Source organism: Pseudomonas sp. NFR09 (genome assembly GCF_900111535.1).
Classification (GTDB): domain Bacteria; phylum Pseudomonadota; class Gammaproteobacteria; order Pseudomonadales; family Pseudomonadaceae; genus Aquipseudomonas; species Aquipseudomonas extremorientalis.
Genome location: NZ_FOIH01000010.1, coordinates 137,477 through 151,950, shown reverse-complemented (window position 1 = coordinate 151,950; position 14,474 = coordinate 137,477). Strand labels below are relative to the sequence as shown.

General features: G+C 63.1%; 14 protein-coding genes. 6 read left to right on the top strand and 8 right to left on the bottom strand.

The genetic code is table 11. The annotated features are described in order from the left end of the window. Positions 1 to 76: 76 nt before the first annotated feature. The 3 genes from BMX59_RS22155 to BMX59_RS22145 all read right to left on the bottom strand — a co-directional run bounded on the left by BMX59_RS22155 (position 77) and on the right by BMX59_RS22145 (position 2,046). Positions 77 to 688 carry a 3'-5' exonuclease gene (locus tag BMX59_RS22155; RefSeq protein WP_092248204.1) on the bottom strand — a complete coding sequence of 204 codons (612 nt, stop codon included), beginning with the start codon at positions 686 to 688 and terminating at the stop codon, positions 77 to 79. A 25-nt stretch (positions 689 to 713) separates the two neighbouring features. Beyond that, positions 714 to 1,190 carry a LabA-like NYN domain-containing protein gene (locus tag BMX59_RS22150; protein WP_025858209.1) on the bottom strand — a complete coding sequence of 159 codons (477 nt, stop codon included), beginning with the start codon at positions 1,188 to 1,190 and terminating at the stop codon, positions 714 to 716. Positions 1,191 to 1,308: 118 nt separating this feature from the next. Beyond that, a complete protein-coding gene (locus BMX59_RS22145; protein WP_068932002.1) occupies positions 1,309 to 2,046 on the bottom strand; it encodes a DUF2076 domain-containing protein in 738 nt (245 codons plus the stop codon). A 175-nt stretch (positions 2,047 to 2,221) separates the two neighbouring features. Between BMX59_RS22145 and BMX59_RS22140 the strand changes: the two genes are divergently transcribed. Further along, positions 2,222 to 2,881 carry a YciC family protein gene (locus BMX59_RS22140; RefSeq protein WP_071490028.1) on the top strand — a complete coding sequence of 220 codons (660 nt, stop codon included), beginning with the start codon at positions 2,222 to 2,224 and terminating at the stop codon, positions 2,879 to 2,881. A 40-nt stretch (positions 2,882 to 2,921) separates the two neighbouring features. Beyond that, positions 2,922 to 4,010, top strand: coding sequence for an endonuclease/exonuclease/phosphatase family protein (locus BMX59_RS22135; RefSeq protein WP_092248198.1), 1,089 nt, complete (start codon positions 2,922 to 2,924; stop codon positions 4,008 to 4,010). A gap of 122 nt (positions 4,011 to 4,132) precedes the next feature. Here the strand turns inward: BMX59_RS22135 and hrpB are convergent, their stop codons facing one another. After that, on the bottom strand, positions 4,133 to 6,643 hold the full coding sequence (gene hrpB, locus BMX59_RS22130; protein WP_093125742.1) for an ATP-dependent helicase HrpB: 2,511 nt from the start codon (positions 6,641 to 6,643) through the stop codon (positions 4,133 to 4,135). A 124-nt stretch (positions 6,644 to 6,767) separates the two neighbouring features. Here hrpB and BMX59_RS22125 point away from each other — a divergent pair, with 124 nt between their 5' ends. Then, positions 6,768 to 7,187, top strand: a complete 420-nt coding sequence (locus tag BMX59_RS22125; protein ID WP_071489917.1) for a polyribonucleotide nucleotidyltransferase — start codon at positions 6,768 to 6,770, stop codon at positions 7,185 to 7,187. A gap of 9 nt (positions 7,188 to 7,196) precedes the next feature. After that, entirely contained in the window at positions 7,197 to 8,090 is an 894-nt protein-coding gene (locus BMX59_RS22120) for a cation diffusion facilitator family transporter (RefSeq protein ID WP_093125738.1), read from the top strand. Here the strand turns inward: BMX59_RS22120 and BMX59_RS22115 are convergent. Continuing rightward, positions 8,087 to 9,115, bottom strand: a complete 1,029-nt coding sequence (locus BMX59_RS22115; protein ID WP_093125734.1) for a DUF6515 family protein — start codon at positions 9,113 to 9,115, stop codon at positions 8,087 to 8,089. The two genes, BMX59_RS22120 and BMX59_RS22115, sit on opposite strands and share 4 nt — an antisense overlap. A 397-nt stretch (positions 9,116 to 9,512) precedes the next feature. Here BMX59_RS22115 and BMX59_RS22110 point away from each other — a divergent pair, with 397 nt between their 5' ends. Both BMX59_RS22110 and BMX59_RS22105 read left to right on the top strand, forming a co-directional pair. Then, positions 9,513 to 9,992 carry an Lrp/AsnC family transcriptional regulator gene (locus BMX59_RS22110; protein WP_003194418.1) on the top strand — a complete coding sequence of 160 codons (480 nt, stop codon included), beginning with the start codon at positions 9,513 to 9,515 and terminating at the stop codon, positions 9,990 to 9,992. 199 nt (positions 9,993 to 10,191) lie between these two features. After that, positions 10,192 to 10,401, top strand: a complete 210-nt coding sequence (locus tag BMX59_RS22105; RefSeq protein WP_025999909.1) for a DUF2788 domain-containing protein — start codon at positions 10,192 to 10,194, stop codon at positions 10,399 to 10,401. Here BMX59_RS22105 and BMX59_RS22100 read toward each other — a convergent pair. The 3 genes from BMX59_RS22100 to BMX59_RS22090 all read right to left on the bottom strand — a co-directional run bounded on the left by BMX59_RS22100 (position 10,396) and on the right by BMX59_RS22090 (position 14,410). Continuing rightward, entirely contained in the window at positions 10,396 to 11,031 is a 636-nt protein-coding gene (locus BMX59_RS22100; RefSeq protein ID WP_093125731.1) for a pseudouridine synthase, read from the bottom strand. The two genes, BMX59_RS22105 and BMX59_RS22100, sit on opposite strands and share 6 nt — an antisense overlap. A 71-nt stretch (positions 11,032 to 11,102) precedes the next feature. Next, entirely contained in the window at positions 11,103 to 12,575 is a 1,473-nt protein-coding gene (gene amn / locus BMX59_RS22095) for an AMP nucleosidase (RefSeq protein ID WP_161630243.1), read from the bottom strand. Between the two features lie 179 nt (positions 12,576 to 12,754). Beyond that, complete coding sequence (locus BMX59_RS22090; RefSeq protein ID WP_092248186.1) at positions 12,755 to 14,410, bottom strand: acyl-CoA dehydrogenase family protein; 1,656 nt, start codon at positions 14,408 to 14,410, stop codon at positions 12,755 to 12,757. Positions 14,411 to 14,474: the final 64 nt, after the last annotated feature.

Genomic DNA, 14,474 nt, shown 5'->3' with positions numbered 1-14,474 from the left:
GACATCGCGGGCAAACCCGGCTCCCACATGTTGAGTTTCACATTCAGAGCCCAGTGTTCTGGAGCGTGTGGCGAGGTCAGAACCCGCGATGCTTCTTCAAGTGCTCATTGATCTTCGCCGCCGGCACTTTCTGCAAGGTGCACAGCAGGTCGTGGGACAGTTCGCGCAAGCCGTGGGTACGGCGCAGCTCCTGGGCCAGGTGCGCCGTGAGGTTGGCCGCCATCTCCGCATCCGCTAGCGCGCGGTGAGCCTGGCCGGTGTGGGGCAGTTGAGCGAAGGCGTTCAACGTGCCGAGCTTATGGTTTGGCGCCGACGGCATCAGGCGTCGCGCCAATAACAGAGAACACGCAAACTTCTGCAAACGCGTGCGGCGGATCAAGCCCAATTCGTAATCCCAGAACTTCTGGTCGAACGCAGCGTTGTGCGCCATCAGCGGCGTAGTCCCGACGAACTCATTGACCTCGTTCATCACCCGCTCCGCCGGCGGCGCGCTGCGCAGCATGGCGTTGCTGATGCCGGTGAGTTGTTCGATAAACGCCGGCACGTGCACGCCGGTTTTCATCAGGCTCTGGTAGCGGTCCACGATCTGGCCACGCTCAAGGATGACCACCGCGATTTCCGTGGCCCGGCAACGGCTGCTCGGGGTGATGCCGGTGGTTTCAAAGTCGATGACCGCTATACGTTCCAAACCTGTTCCAACTCCATCTGAAGATCTATTTAAGCAACAAAGCGCCTTCGATCGGCACGTAGCGGCTGGCGGCGCGTATCAATGAATTGGCCGTCAGCCCCGGTACGCCATAGGCCACGGCCTCGACGCCATGCTTGTGGATAACCCGGTCGAGCAGCATGTCGAAATCACCGTCGCCGGAGGCCAGCACAATTTCATCGACGTGGTCGGCGGCGTCCATGATGTCGAGGGTGATGCCCACGTCCCAGTCGCCCTTGGCCGAGCCGTCGCTGCGCTGGATGTAGGGCTTGAGTTTTACCGTGAAGCCCAGGTTGCGCAGGATCTGCTGGAATTGCTGCTGCTTGCTGTCGCCACGGTCGATGGCATAGGCGTACGCCTCGACGATCTGCCCGCGCGCGCTGATGTCAGCCCACAGCGCGGCGTAGTTGAAGTGGCAACCATAGGCCTGGCGGACGGTGTAGTAGAGGTTTTGCACATCGGCGAACACTGCAATTTTCTTCACCGCACTTCCTCATGACAGCCAGGCGCCAGGGCCCGGAAAGGGTGCAAGTATGCCAGCCGCGAGAGGGTTGCCGGGAAAAATCAGACCGGGGCGACGCAGCGCCCCGGGCCAAGGTAGGTCAGACGAAGGAATCGTCGTCGCCGAAGGAGGAAGAATCGTCGGAATAATCGCTGTCGGCAAAGCTGTCCGAATTGTTGCTGCCCCAGCTGTCGTTGCCGGCGTATTTCTGGTCATCATTGCCCCAGTTGCCGTTGTCACTGGCAGGCGCTGGCTCCTCACGAATGATTTCTTCCACGACTTGCGGCTGTTGCGAGTTGTGGTTGAACAGGCTGCTGATGCCTTCGGCCAGCAATACACCACCGGCCACGCCGGCTGCGGTTTTCATCGCGCCGCCGAGGAAACCGCTGCCCACCGGAGCGGCTGGAGCAGGCTGTTGATAATTCTGCTGCGGGGCAGGTTGGCTGAACCCAGGCCGCGCCGGTTCGCGCCAGCCGCCACCAGAAGACGGCGGTGCACTTTGAGCCGGCTGCTGATCACGGGAACCACCGCCGCCAAAGATGCTCGACAGGAAACCGCCGCTGCTCGCCGGAGCAGGCTGCGCGGATTTGGCCCTCTGCAGTTCATCCTGCAATTGCTGGATCTGCTGCGCCTGCTGCTTGTTCTGCGCGTCGAGGCTCTTGAGCGCATGTTCCTGCACCAGGATCGACTGGGTCATGTAGTACCCGGCCGCCGGTTGGCGCGTCATGTGCTCCTTGATCCGCGCTTCGGCCTGGGCGTCGCGGGGGGCTGAGTCCGTTTCGGCTTGTTGCAACCGTGAAAACAGTCCATCGATCAGGGTTTGCTCTTCGCTGTTCATGGCGACCTCGTTAGATTGCCGGTAGAAATCGTGGTGTGCCTGTCATCAGGCGCCGCTCTAGTTATGGGGGTGTTACGAGTTGTTTCAATGGTCTTTACTCAAGGTTTACGTTTGCTCACCGCCGGTGATGATCGGTTAAAGTGTTGCCCTTGCTTTCAGGCCTGCGATGAACTTGATGAATCCGTTAGACGTGCTGCGCGACTCCTTCCGTTTCACCCAACGCAACCTGGGCGCCATCGTCCAGTTGTGCTTGCCGTTGGTGATTTTCGAAGCCCTGCTGCAACAGGTGCTGAATCACGTGGTGGGCGAGGATGCATTCCCCGGCTACAGCGTGGTGGTGGGGTTGCTGGTGTACCCGCTGTACACCGGGGCCTTGATCCTGTTTCTGGATGCCCGCACCCGTGGCGAGTCGCCGCGCACCAAGGATGTCTGGGCCATGGCCCTGACCCTGTGGCCGCGCTTTGCCCTGCTGACGGCCATGAGCACACTGCTGATCCTGCTGGGGCTGTCGCTGTATTTCCTGCCGGGCCTGTGGCTGATGGTGGTGCTGGCGTTTGCCGAGTACCTGCTGGTGCTGCGCGGCATGCCAGCGCTGGAGGCGATGAAGGAAAGTTTCCGCCTGAGCCGTGGGCATTTCTGGCGGATCCTGGTGTGCCTGCTGTGTGTGATGACGCCGTTGTGGCTGCTCAAGGGCGCCAGCGTAGCGGCCTACCCCGAGCCCGCGCCGCTGCTGGGCCTGTTACTGGACAGCGCCCACAGCTTCCTGCAGCTGTTTACCAGCGTGGTACTGTTCCGTTTATTCATGCTGATCGGTGGCGATGCCGACGCGCGGTGATATGCTCCGTGCCACTTCTGAAACGCTATAAGCCGAGCCGATGACCCGTTTATTGCGCATCACCTTGCTGAGCCTGCTGATCATCGCGGGGCTGTTTGCAGCCATGGTCTACAGCCTGACCTGGCGTCCCGAGCCCAAGGAAACCCTGCCGGTGAGTTGCGTTGCGCCGCGTGCGCCCACGCTGCTGCCGGGGCAGGCGCTCAAGGTCATGACCTGGAACGTGCAATACCTGGCCGGCAAGAACTACGTGTTCTGGTACGACACGGCCGATGGCAGCGGCCCGGATGATCGGCCTACCGTGGAAGACATGGCCGCCAGCCTTGACGAAGTGGCGCGGGTGATCCGCGACGAACAACCCGACATCCTGCTCTTGCAGGAGCTCGACGAAAACGCCAAGCCTTCCCACTATCAGGACCAACTGGCCCTGCTGCAGGAACGCCTGGTCGACCTGTACCCATGCAGCGCCCAGGCCTTCGACTGGAAAGCCGACTTCGTGCCCGATTGGCATATCTTCGGCAGCGTCGGCCGCAAGCTCGCGACACTCAGCCGCTATCAGATCGAACACGCCGAACGCCTGCAATTGCCGGCGTCCGATGCCAACATCCTCAGCCGCCAGTTCCAGCCCAAGCCGGCCTTGCTGCTGACTTACCTGCCCCTGAGCGACGGCGGCCAACTGGCGGTGCTCAACACGCGCCTGGACGGTGACGCCCCAGGGCGCAGCGCGGTATTGGAACAAGTACAGACCACGGTCAAGCTGCTGGATAAATTCGAAGGGCGCGGCACGCCCTGGCTGATCGGCGGGGATTTCAACCTGCTGCCCCTGGGCCAATTCCTGCGCCTGGACGCCGGCAAGCGCGGGCAGTATTCGCCGGACAGCGAGCTGCATCTGCTGTGGGACAAATACCCGATGGTCCCGAGCAACAGCCAATCCAGCGGCATCGACCGTGAGAAGTGGCTGACGCACTTCCCTAACGACCCAAGCGTGGACGGGCCGGACCGCACGCTGGATTACCTGTTCTACAGCCCACGGATCAAGCGGGTCGAGGCGAAAGTGCGGCAGGAAGACACCTTGCGGATATCCAACCACCTGCCGGTGATCGCCCGGTTCCTGCTACCGGCCGCGCCATAACCAACACCACAAACCCATGTGGGAGGGGACTTGCCCCCGATTACAGTGTGCCAGCCAATACCTCTCTAGCTGACAGACCGCTATCGGGGGCAAGCCCCCTCCCACATTTGGACCCTGTGGTGTTACGACTTGCGGGGTTTGATCCGCGCTGTTGCCTCGGCCACCAACGGATCATCCGGCCAGTAATGCTTGGGATAGCGCCCCTTCAGATCCTTCTTCACCTCGGCGTAGGTGCTGCGCCAGAAGTTCGCCAGATCCTGGGTGACCTGCACCGGCCGTCGCGCCGGGGACAGCAGGTGCAGCTTCACCACCTGGCGCCCACCGGCAATGCGCGGGGTGTCGGCCAGCCCGAACAACTCCTGCAAGCGCACCGCGAGGATCGGTGGCTGTTCGCTGTAGTCCAGCCGCACCGACGAGCCCGACGGCACTTTCACATGCTGCGGCGCCAGTTCATCGAGACGCTGGGGCAGCGGCCACGGCAGCAGGTTGTGCAGGAAACTGGAGATATCCAGGTTGGCGAAATGGCTCAGGCGCGACACTTTGCCCAGGTAGGGCATCAGCCAGTGTTCGAGGCTGGCGAGCAAGGCACTGTCGCTGATATCCGGCCATTCACTGGTTTTGCCGGCGTCAAGGTGACGCAGCAGCATGACGCGGGCCTGCCATTGGCGCAGTTCCGGCGTCCACGGCAGCAGTTCCAGGCCTTTGCGACGCACCAGGTTGACCAGTGCCTGACTGCGCGCGGACTCATCGAGGCCGGTGAGGGGTTCGCGGCTGAGCACTAACTCACCAACTTTGCGTTGGCGCTCGGCGCGCAGCACGCCTTCACGCTCGTCCCAGTCGAGTTGATCGACGCTGCGCACTTGTTCGGCAAGCACCGTGTCGAACAGCGCCGGGTCAAAATCCGCCGCCAGGTAGATGCGCTCTTCACGCTGGCCCTGGCGGCTGCCCAGGTCGGCGATGACCAGCCAGGGTTGTTTCATCAGGCTATCGGCCTCGGCGAACAGCGCCGCGCGGCCGTTGGCCAGGCGGTACTCGGCACCGCCTGGGCGACGTTGCTGGGCAACGCGGTCCGGGTAGGCCAGTGCCAGCAAGGCGCCGAGCCAGCGCGGATGATCGGGGTCGGCCACTGCTTGAGTCGCCTGCCCTCTTAAATAGCCGCGGTATTGCCGGGCCAACTGCCTGGCCCGTTGCACGCCGCCTTGCGTACCGCGCGAGCGCTCTTCACCGGACAGCAGCGCCAAGCGACTGTGCAAGTCCGCACCGCTGCCGCGCAAGATATCGCGCTCGCCCAACAGCGCGGCGACATCGCACGCGGTGCTTGCCAGCCCCAGGTCCTGCCCGCGCAACAGCAGATGGGCGATACGCGGGTGGGCCGGCAGTTCGGCCATTTTCTGGCCGTGGGCGGTGAGTGTGTCGTCATTCAACGCACCGAGGCGCACCAGCAAATCCTGGGCCTGGGCATACGCGGCGGTCGGCGGCACATCCAGCCACACCAATTGATTGGGTGTAACGCCCCAGCGCGCCAGCTGCAGGGCCAGGCCCGCCAGGTCGGCGGCGAGGATTTCCGCACTGCCGTAGGCGGCCAGGCCTTCATGCTGGTCTTCGGACCACAGGCGATAACACACGCCCGGCTCAAGGCGCCCTGCCCGACCGGCGCGCTGGGTGGCGCTGGCGCGGGAGATGCGCTGGGTGTCGAGGCGAGTCATGCCGCTGCCCGGGTCGAAACGCGGTACGCGTGCCAGCCCGGCATCGATCACCACGCGCACGCCGTTGATGGTGAGGCTGGTCTCGGCAATGTTGGTCGCCAGCACGACTTTGCGTTTACCGGCGGGCGCCGGGTCGATGGCGGCGCGTTGAGCGTTGAGGTCCAACTCGCCATGCAGCGGACACAACAGCACATCGGGGCGCTCGCCGAGGACGTCGGCCAGTTGCTGGTGGACCCGACGAATTTCTGCCTGCCCTGGCAGGAAGACCAGCACGCTGCCGGTTTCGTCGTGCAGGGCTTCGAGGATGGTTTGCACCACCCGCGGTTCGATGAATTCACCGGGCTGATAAGGGCGGCCCCAGCGCATCTGCACCGGGAACATGCGGCCTTCACTGCGCAGGATCGGCGCGTCATCCAGCAGGCTGGCCAGACGCTCGCCTTCCAGAGTGGCGGACATCAGCAGGATCTTCAGCGGTTGCTCATCGCGAAACAGTTCGCGGCCGTTGAGGCTCAGGGCCAGCGCCAGGTCGGCGTCGAGGCTGCGCTCGTGGAACTCGTCGAAGATCAACAGGCCCACACCGTCCAGCGCCGGGTCGTCCTGCAGACGGCGGGTGAGGATGCCTTCGGTGACCACTTCGATACGGGTGTCAGGGCCGACTTTGCTGTCCAGGCGGATGCGATAGCCGACCGTTTCGCCGACCTTTTCACCCAGCTCGCTGGCCAGGCGTTCGGCGGCGGCACGGGCGGCCAGGCGGCGGGGTTCGAGCATGAGGATGGTCTGCCCGGCCAGCCAGGGCTCGTTCAACAACGCCAAAGGCACACGGGTGGTTTTACCGGCGCCGGGCGGTGCTTCCAGCACGGCTTCATGGCGATTCGCCAAGGCGTCACGCAGTGCGGGTAAAACTTCATCGATCGGCAACGAATTCATACTGGCTCCAAAGCAGAGCGGCGAGTATAACGGCGAACTGCCGAATGCCGACGATGGTCTCAAGGCCATTGCTGTAAGGCCGTTGCTATATAGTCGCGTATCCACCGTGTTCAGGAGAGTCCCCATGCGTATCGCTTCCCGTGTCATCGGCGGTGTCCTCGCCGTCACCCTGCTGAGCCAACTCACCGCCTGCGGGTCGATTTTCTACCCCGACCGCCGTGGCCAGATCGACGGCAAGATCGACCCGACCATTGCCGTGCTCGACGCCGTGGGCCTGCTGTTCTATGTGATCCCCGGCCTGATCGCGTTCGGCGTGGACTTCGCCACCGGCGCCATCTATTTCGAACCGGGCAAGACTGCCCAGGTCGACCCGGCCAAACTCCACGACGCCATTGGCGCCGACGGCAAGGTCGACAATGCCAAGCTGCAAAGCATCATCCAGAAGGAAACCGGCCGCAGCCTGCCGCTGGACGACCCGCGCATGATCCAGTTCAAAGGGAGTGTGCAGCAACTCGCGTCCCTGGGCCTGCAACCCGCCGCATAAGGACTGTCCATGACCAGCAGTCCCGAACACGCCAGGCTCTTGCGCCTGGCCACCCGCGCTTCGGTGGGCGTGGCCTGTGCGCTGATTATCACCAAGGCCATCGCCTGGTGGCTCAGCGGCTCGGTGAGCATGCTCGCCGGCTTGACCGATTCGCTGTTGGACGGCGTGACCTCGCTGTTGAATTTGCTCGCGGTGCACTACGCCTTGCGCCCGGCCGATGACGATCACCGCTATGGGCATGGCAAGGCTGAGTCGCTGTCCGGCATGGCCCAGGCGCTATTCATCGGCGGCAGTGCGGTGTTGATCGCGTTCCAGGCCTACCAGCGCCTGCAACACCCGGAGCCGGTCGGCGCACCGTGGCTGAGCATTGGCGTGATTGTGTTTTCCCTGGTCCTGACCGTGGCCTTGTTGATGCTGCAACACCGGGTGATCCGCGAAACCGGCTCCAACGCCGTGCGCGCCGACTCACTGCACTATCGCTCGGACCTGCTGCTCAACGGCAGCATCCTGGTGGCGCTGGTGCTGGCAGGGTTTGGCTACCATCAGGTGGACGCCTGGTTCGGCCTGGGCATTGCCGCTTATATCTTGTGGAGCGCGATCCAGATCGCCCGGGAAAGTTTTGCAGTACTGATGGACGAGGAGCTGCCGCCGGAGGTCAGCCAGCACATGCTGGAACTGGCCCGTGGTGTGCCCGGAGTGTTGGGCGCCCATGATTTGCGCACGCGGATTTCCGGCAGCCACTGGTTCGTACAGTTGCACTTGGAATTGCCGGGGGAGTTGACGCTGTCAGTGGCCCACGGCATCAGCGACCAGGCCGCCGATGCCATTCACAAAGCCTACCCGCGTGCCGAAGTGCTGGTGCACGCCGACCCACGGGAAGTGGTCACGGGCAATAAACCCTAGTACTGCACCTGATAGCCGCGACTGCTCAGGCAGTTGCCCTGGGCCTGGCGATAGGTTTGCACCACTGCAGGGTCGGGGGCGTAGGTCACTTGCTGCGGGTCGAAACCGCTTTGCTGCACCGCCCAGCGATAGCAGTCATAACCGTCCTGCTGCACCTGGGCCGGCGATTGGCCGTTGACGGGGTACGCCACCACGTCATAGCCATTGCCTTGCGGCGCGGGCGGCGGCGGCACCTGCGTCGGTGGTTGCACGACCACGTACTGCTGGGAGCTGCTTTCGTAGGTGTAATAGGCACCCGCGGCGAGGAAGAACAGCGCGCCACCCACCCACACTTCACGCGCGTAGTCCGGCAGGTAATGCACACGGATGCCGTACGGTGGCGTCACCACCACATAACGCGGGCCTTGCGGGCGATACCAATAGCCGCCGGAGTAGAAGTAATCCTGGCCACGGTAAGGCACACGGTAGTTGCGGTCGGGGAAACGGTCGATCACATAGCCTGGGCGATGTTGCGGGCCTGGGCCCCAGCCATTGCCGTGGCCGTCGGGGCGCCCTGGCCAGCGGTTGTCGCCGGGACGCGAGCCGGGCCCGCCGGCTTCCCAGTGTGGATTGCCGTCATTGCGGCGCGGGATGTCGCGGTAGTAGCCCTGACGGGGCTCCTGGGTCTGGCGTACGGTGTCGGGGCGGCCCTGGATCGGCAGGTTGTTCGACGGTTGTGGCGGTGGGGGTTGCACCGGCCGCCCCTGCTCATTGCCCTGGGGACGTCCCTGCCATTGGCCGCCACCGTTCTGGCCGCCGCGATCAAAGTGCTGATTCTGCGGGCGTGGCTGATTGTTCTCCGGCCGTGGCGGGTTGCTCTGGGGGCGCGGCTGTTCATTGCCCCCTGGCCGTCCGCCCTCCGGCCCTCTTTCATGCTGACCACCGCCTTCACCACGCGGCCCGTTGTCACGTTCGTCGGCCACTGCCTGGGCGCCAACGGTAACCACCAGCAAACCTACACCTGCCATACGCCAGATGCGCTTCATGCTATTCCTCACTGCGGATTAGGGCCTGTCCATGAGACTGGAAAAGCCAGGCCCGGTTCTCGCACAGGTTATCAGCAGGCAAAAGAAAAGGGGTGACCCGTCGGCCACCCCTTGAGAACTTCGTCCTGGCTCAACGCTTTTGACGTTGGCTCACCTCACGCCGTCTTATGGACAGTGTGCAGCCTGGAGGCCGGCTCAACCCTGCTGGGGTAGCGGCCGCAGCGAGCCTGATTGGGCGGGCTGCTGTGGACTGTTGTCCAGGCGGTGATTCTGTTGATAAAGATACCCGTAGGCGCCCGACAGATGATTGCGAAGATTGCGTCAATAAACAGTGCTTGCGCAATTTTTAACCCTTCATGGATAATTCGCCGCAATAGTTACGACAAAGGCCAACCCAATGAGCAAGCTTGACCGATACGACCTGAGTATTTTGGCGGAATTGCAGCGCGACGCGAGGATCTCCAACCAGGAGTTGGCCGAACGCATCGGCTTGTCGCCGTCGCCCTGCTCACGCCGGGTCAAGCAACTGGAGGATGACGGCTACATCGCCCGCCAGGTCGCGTTGCTCGACCGAAAGATGCTCGGCCTGAGCCTGACCGCCTACGTGCTGATCGGCATGGACCGCCACACCCCCGAGCGTTTCGAGAACTTCGAGGCGGCGATCCGCACCCTGCCCCAGGTGCTGGAGTGCAGTTTGGTGACGGGGATGGATGCGGACTATCAGTTGAAGGTGGTGGTGCCGGACATGGACCACTACCAGAAATTGCTGCTCGGGCACTTGACCCGCATCGAAGGTGTGACCAGCGTGCGCTCCAGCTTTGTGCTCAATCAGGTATTGAACAGCACCGAACTGCCCCTGACCCACCTGCGCACTTAAGATCGGTGAAGGTCAAATGTGGGAGGGGGCTTGCCCCCGATGGCTGAGTGTCAGTCAGTTATTTATCAACTGACCCACCGCTATCGGGGGCAAGCCCCCTCCCACATTTGGATTGCACTTCGATCCAGGTCAATGTTGCGTCGGTAACGCTGCCGTATACTGCCCGCCTGCCCTGTCGGAAAAATCCCCCATGAACAACATCGACCCCGCCCTCTTCGAAGAATGGATGATGACCGGCCTGGTCACGATCCTGATCATTTTCATGGGTTTTATCGTCTGGGACCTGGCGAAGAAGTCCAAGGCCGGGCGCTTTGGCTCGTTCATTCTGTTCTTCGTGCTGGGCCTGGGCGTGGCCGCGTTCATCATCAAGAGCGTGGTGATCGGCCTGATCGAGTCCGGCGCCTTATAAGCGCGCCGGCACTTCCTTCCACTGGCCTTGGTCCAGGCCGTCGATCGACCAATCGCCAATCCGCACGCGCACCAGACGCAAAGTAGGCAAACCGACAGCAGCGGTCATGCGCCGTACCTGTCGGTTGCGCCCCTCACGAATGACCAGTTCCAGCCAATGCGTCGGGACGCTTTTGCGAAAGCGCACGGGCGGGTTGCGCGGCCACAGCTCGGGCTCATCCAACTGCCGAGCCTCGGCGGGCAAGGTCATGCCGTCGTTCAGTTCGACGCCTTTGCGCAGGCGTTGCAACTGTTCTTCGGTGGGTTCGCCTTCCACCTGCACCCAGTAGGTTTTCGCCAGTTTATGTTTGGGATCGGCAATCCGTGCCTGCAACTGGCCGTCATTGGTCAGCAGCAGCAGGCCTTCGCTGTCACGGTCCAAACGGCCCGCCGGGTAGATGCCGGGAATATCGATGAAATCCTTGAGCGTCGCGCGGCCGCCTTCGTCGCTGAACTGGGTCAGCACATCGAACGGTTTATTGAACAGGATCAACTTCGGCTCGGCCGGAGGCGCCTTGGCGACACGCCGCGCAGCGGAATACGGGGGGTTCACGCCAGGGCGGCGCGAATCGGGACGGGTGGGACGGGACATGGCAAAGGAACATCTAACGGTCAGGACCGACAATGCTAGTGGCCTGACCGTTAAATGACCATCCCAACCGCTTAGCGGAACGGCGGCTCGTCGAAGCTGCGCAGTTTGCGCGAGTGCAGCGAGTTGAGTTCGGTGCGCAACAGGTCCACCGCCTCGATGCCGATCTTCAAGTGCTGGCTGACCGCACGCTCATAGAACGCGTTGGCCGAACCCGGCAGCTTGATTTCGCTGTGCAGCGGTTTGTCCGATACACACAACAAGGTGCCGTACGGCACCCGCAAACGATAGCCTTGCGCGGCGATGGTGCCGCTCTCCATGTCCACGGCCACGGCGCGGGACAGGTTGATCAGTGGGCGTTCCTGGGCCCAGCGCAATTCCCAGTTACGGTCGTCGTAGGTCAACACGGTGCCGGTACGCAGGCGTTTTTTCAGCTCTTCGCCTTTTTCGCCGGTAACGTTAGCCGCCGCTTGCTGCAACGCAAGCTGCACTTCAGCCAGCGCCGGGATCGGGATGTTCGGCGGCACCACGCGGTCGAGAATACCGTCGCGGCGCATGTAGGCGTGCGCCAGTACGTAGTCGCCGATGGTCTGGGATTGGCGCAGGCCGCCGCAGTGGCCGATCATCAACCAGCAATGCGGACGCAGCACGGCCAAGTGGTCGGTGATGTTCTTGGCGTTGGACGGGCCGACGCCGATGTTCACCAGGGTCACGCCATGGCCATCAGTGGCCTGCAGGTGATAGGCCGGCATCTGGTAACGGTGCCACACCACACCGGCGGCAATTGCCGACGCCTCGCCGTGATCCATGCTCTTGTCGATCACCACGTTGCCCGGCAGCACCATGCGGATAAAGCGCGGGTCGCTGCGCAGTTGCTCCAGGCCATGCAGGATGAACTGGTCGACATACCGGTGGTAGTTGGTCAGCAGGATCCACGGCTGCACATGGCGCCAGTCGCTGCCGGTGTAGTGCACCAGGCGGCGCAGGGAGAAGTCCACGCGGGCCGCATCGAACAGTGCCAGGGGCAGTGGGTCGGTGTTTTCCCAGTCGTACAAGCCGTCGGCGATGCCATCGGTGGCGGCCGACAGGTCGGTGCTGGGGAATACACGGGCCAGGGTCGCGGCGGTCACGCCGGAACCGGCCAGTTCGTCGCCCTGCTCCACCACGTACGGGTACGGGATGTTCTGCTGGCTCACGCCGACTTCCACGGTCACGGTGAAGTCGTGCATCAACGGCACCAGTTGCTCCAGCAGGTATTTACGGAACGCCGCAGGATGGGTGACGGTGACGCTGTAGGTTCCCGGCAACTGGACCTTGGCATACGCCCGGGTGGTCTGTGGGACTTCGCCGTGGCAATGGTAGGTCAGGCGCAGTTCCGGGTAGCGAAACAGCGCACGTTGTTCGGCGTCGGGCTCGACGCGGTCTTTGAGGTATTGCTTGAGGGCTTGATTGAGCGCGCCAGTGGCACGCTCGTGCAGGGCCGCCAGCCGGTCCACGGCTTCTTCAGCGGTTTGAACGACAACAAAAGCTTCGGTCACGGTAAGCATCCTGTGTTCTGACTTGCAGGCCTTTATCTTGCCTGTATACCGGCCTCACCGAAACACCAGAGTTGGAATGCGGTAAATGTGGGAGGGGGCTTGCCCCCGATAGCTGATTGTCAGCCAACACATCTATCGCTGACACACCGCTATCGGGGGCAAGCCCCCTCCCACATGTTTACCGCATTTTAGTCCGATAGATTGGGGGTGGAGCGGGCGATGAGAGCCTCCACATCTACGCCGCGTGGCAAGGTTCCATACACACGGCCAGACAAGCCACCCAACCGACTGGCAATAAACCCATCACTCACCGCCGCATTCCCCGCCTCCAGCAACAACTTGGCCTGCAATGCCACGGCGATGTCTTCGGTGAGTTGCCGCGCACGGTACTGGATGTCCTGGGTGTCCATGAATGCCGACTTCAACTGCTCGATATGCCGCGCCAGCTGCCGGTCGCCGTGCCCATCGCCCAGTTCGACAAACAGCGCCTCCAGCACGCCCGGCTCTTTCGACAACGCCCGCAGCACGTCCAGGCACTGCACATTGCCGGACCCTTCCCACGTCGAGTTCACCGGTGCCTCACGGTACAGGCGCGGCAGAATGCTGTCTTCCACATACCCCGCGCCGCCCATGCACTCAGCGGCCTCGTTGATCATCGCTGGCGCACGTTTGCAGATCCAATACTTGCCCACCGCCGTCACCAGCCGGGCGAACTTGGCTTCCTGTTCATCGTCCAGATGATCCAGCGCCCGGCCCATGCGCAGGCTCAGGGCCAGTGCGGATTCGCTTTCCAGCGCCAGGTCCGCCAGCACGTTCTGCATCAACGGCTGCTCGCTGAGCACGCGGCCGCCGACCGAACGATGGGCACAATGATGGCTGGCCTGGGTCAGCGCCTGGCGCATCAGGGCGCTGGAGCCGACCATGCAATCGAAGCGAGTCATGGCGACCATCTCGATGATGGTCGGCACGCCACGGCCTTCTTCGCCGATCATCCAGGCCAGGGCGCCACGGAATTCGACTTCGCTGGAAGCGTTGGAGCAGTTGCCGAGTTTGTTTTTCAGGCGCTGGATGTAGAACTCGTTGCGTGTGTCATCCGGACGGTGCCGGGGCAGCAGGAAACAGGTGAGGCCCTTGTCGGTTTGCGCCAGGGTCAAGAACGCATCACACATCGGTGCCGAACAGAACCACTTGTGGCCCACCAGTTCATAGGCCTGCCCTGGCCCGCCAGCGCCCACCGGATATGCCCGGGTGGTGTTGGCACGCACATCGGTGCCGCCCTGCTTCTCAGTCATGGCCATGCCGATGGTGGCACCGGCCTTGTGGGCGATGCCAACGTTGCGCGAATCGTATTGGGTGCCGAGGACTTTCGGCAGCCAGATATCGGCCAGGTCCGGCTGCAAACGCAGCGCCGGCACACAGGCGAAGGTCATGGTCAGCGGACAGCCGGTGCCCGCTTCGGCCTGGCTGTGCAGGTAGGTCATGGCGGCGCGGGCCACGTGGGCGCCGGACTGCGGATGGGCCCAGGGCAGTGACGGCAGGCCGTGTTCGACGGCGGTGCGCATCAGCTCGTGATAAGCCGGGTGAAATTCCACGAGGTCGATGCGACGACCATAACGGTCATGGCTGTTGAACACCGGCTTGTTCTGGTTGGCCAGGAACCCGGCTTCCATCAACGGCCCACCCGCCAACGCACCGTAGGCGTCGATACGCGCCTGCGCCCAGCCGGCGCCAAAGCGGCGCGACCATTCCTGCAGGGGCAGATCGATACGGTACAGGTTGGTGCCGTCCAGGGACGGCGGCTGGTTGGTGACGTCGTGGGTTTCGGCAAATTGATGCAGGTTCATGACGGGCCTCCAAGAAAAAAGGCCACGTTCAGTTGAGGCCTGCATTTCAGTTAAGCACCGTCAT

Coding starts and splice junctions, on each gene's coding strand:
- BMX59_RS22135 (WP_092248198.1), top strand. CDS start 2,922: ATGACCCGTTTATTGCGCATCACCTTGCTGAGCCTGCTGATCATCGCG.
- BMX59_RS22120 (WP_093125738.1), top strand. CDS start 7,197: ATGACCAGCAGTCCCGAACACGCCAGGCTCTTGCGCCTGGCCACCCGC.
- BMX59_RS22110 (WP_003194418.1), top strand. CDS start 9,513: ATGAGCAAGCTTGACCGATACGACCTGAGTATTTTGGCGGAATTGCAG.
- BMX59_RS22145 (WP_068932002.1), bottom strand. CDS start 2,046: ATGAACAGCGAAGAGCAAACCCTGATCGATGGACTGTTTTCACGGTTG.
- BMX59_RS22090 (WP_092248186.1), bottom strand. CDS start 14,410: ATGAACCTGCATCAATTTGCCGAAACCCACGACGTCACCAACCAGCCG.
- amn (WP_161630243.1), bottom strand. CDS start 12,575: ATGCTTACCGTGACCGAAGCTTTTGTTGTCGTTCAAACCGCTGAAGAA.
- BMX59_RS22100 (WP_093125731.1), bottom strand. CDS start 11,031: ATGTCCCGTCCCACCCGTCCCGATTCGCGCCGCCCTGGCGTGAACCCC.
- BMX59_RS22115 (WP_093125734.1), bottom strand. CDS start 9,115: ATGAAGCGCATCTGGCGTATGGCAGGTGTAGGTTTGCTGGTGGTTACC.
- hrpB (WP_093125742.1), bottom strand. CDS start 6,643: ATGAATTCGTTGCCGATCGATGAAGTTTTACCCGCACTGCGTGACGCC.
- BMX59_RS22140 (WP_071490028.1), top strand. CDS start 2,222: ATGAATCCGTTAGACGTGCTGCGCGACTCCTTCCGTTTCACCCAACGC.
- BMX59_RS22125 (WP_071489917.1), top strand. CDS start 6,768: ATGCGTATCGCTTCCCGTGTCATCGGCGGTGTCCTCGCCGTCACCCTG.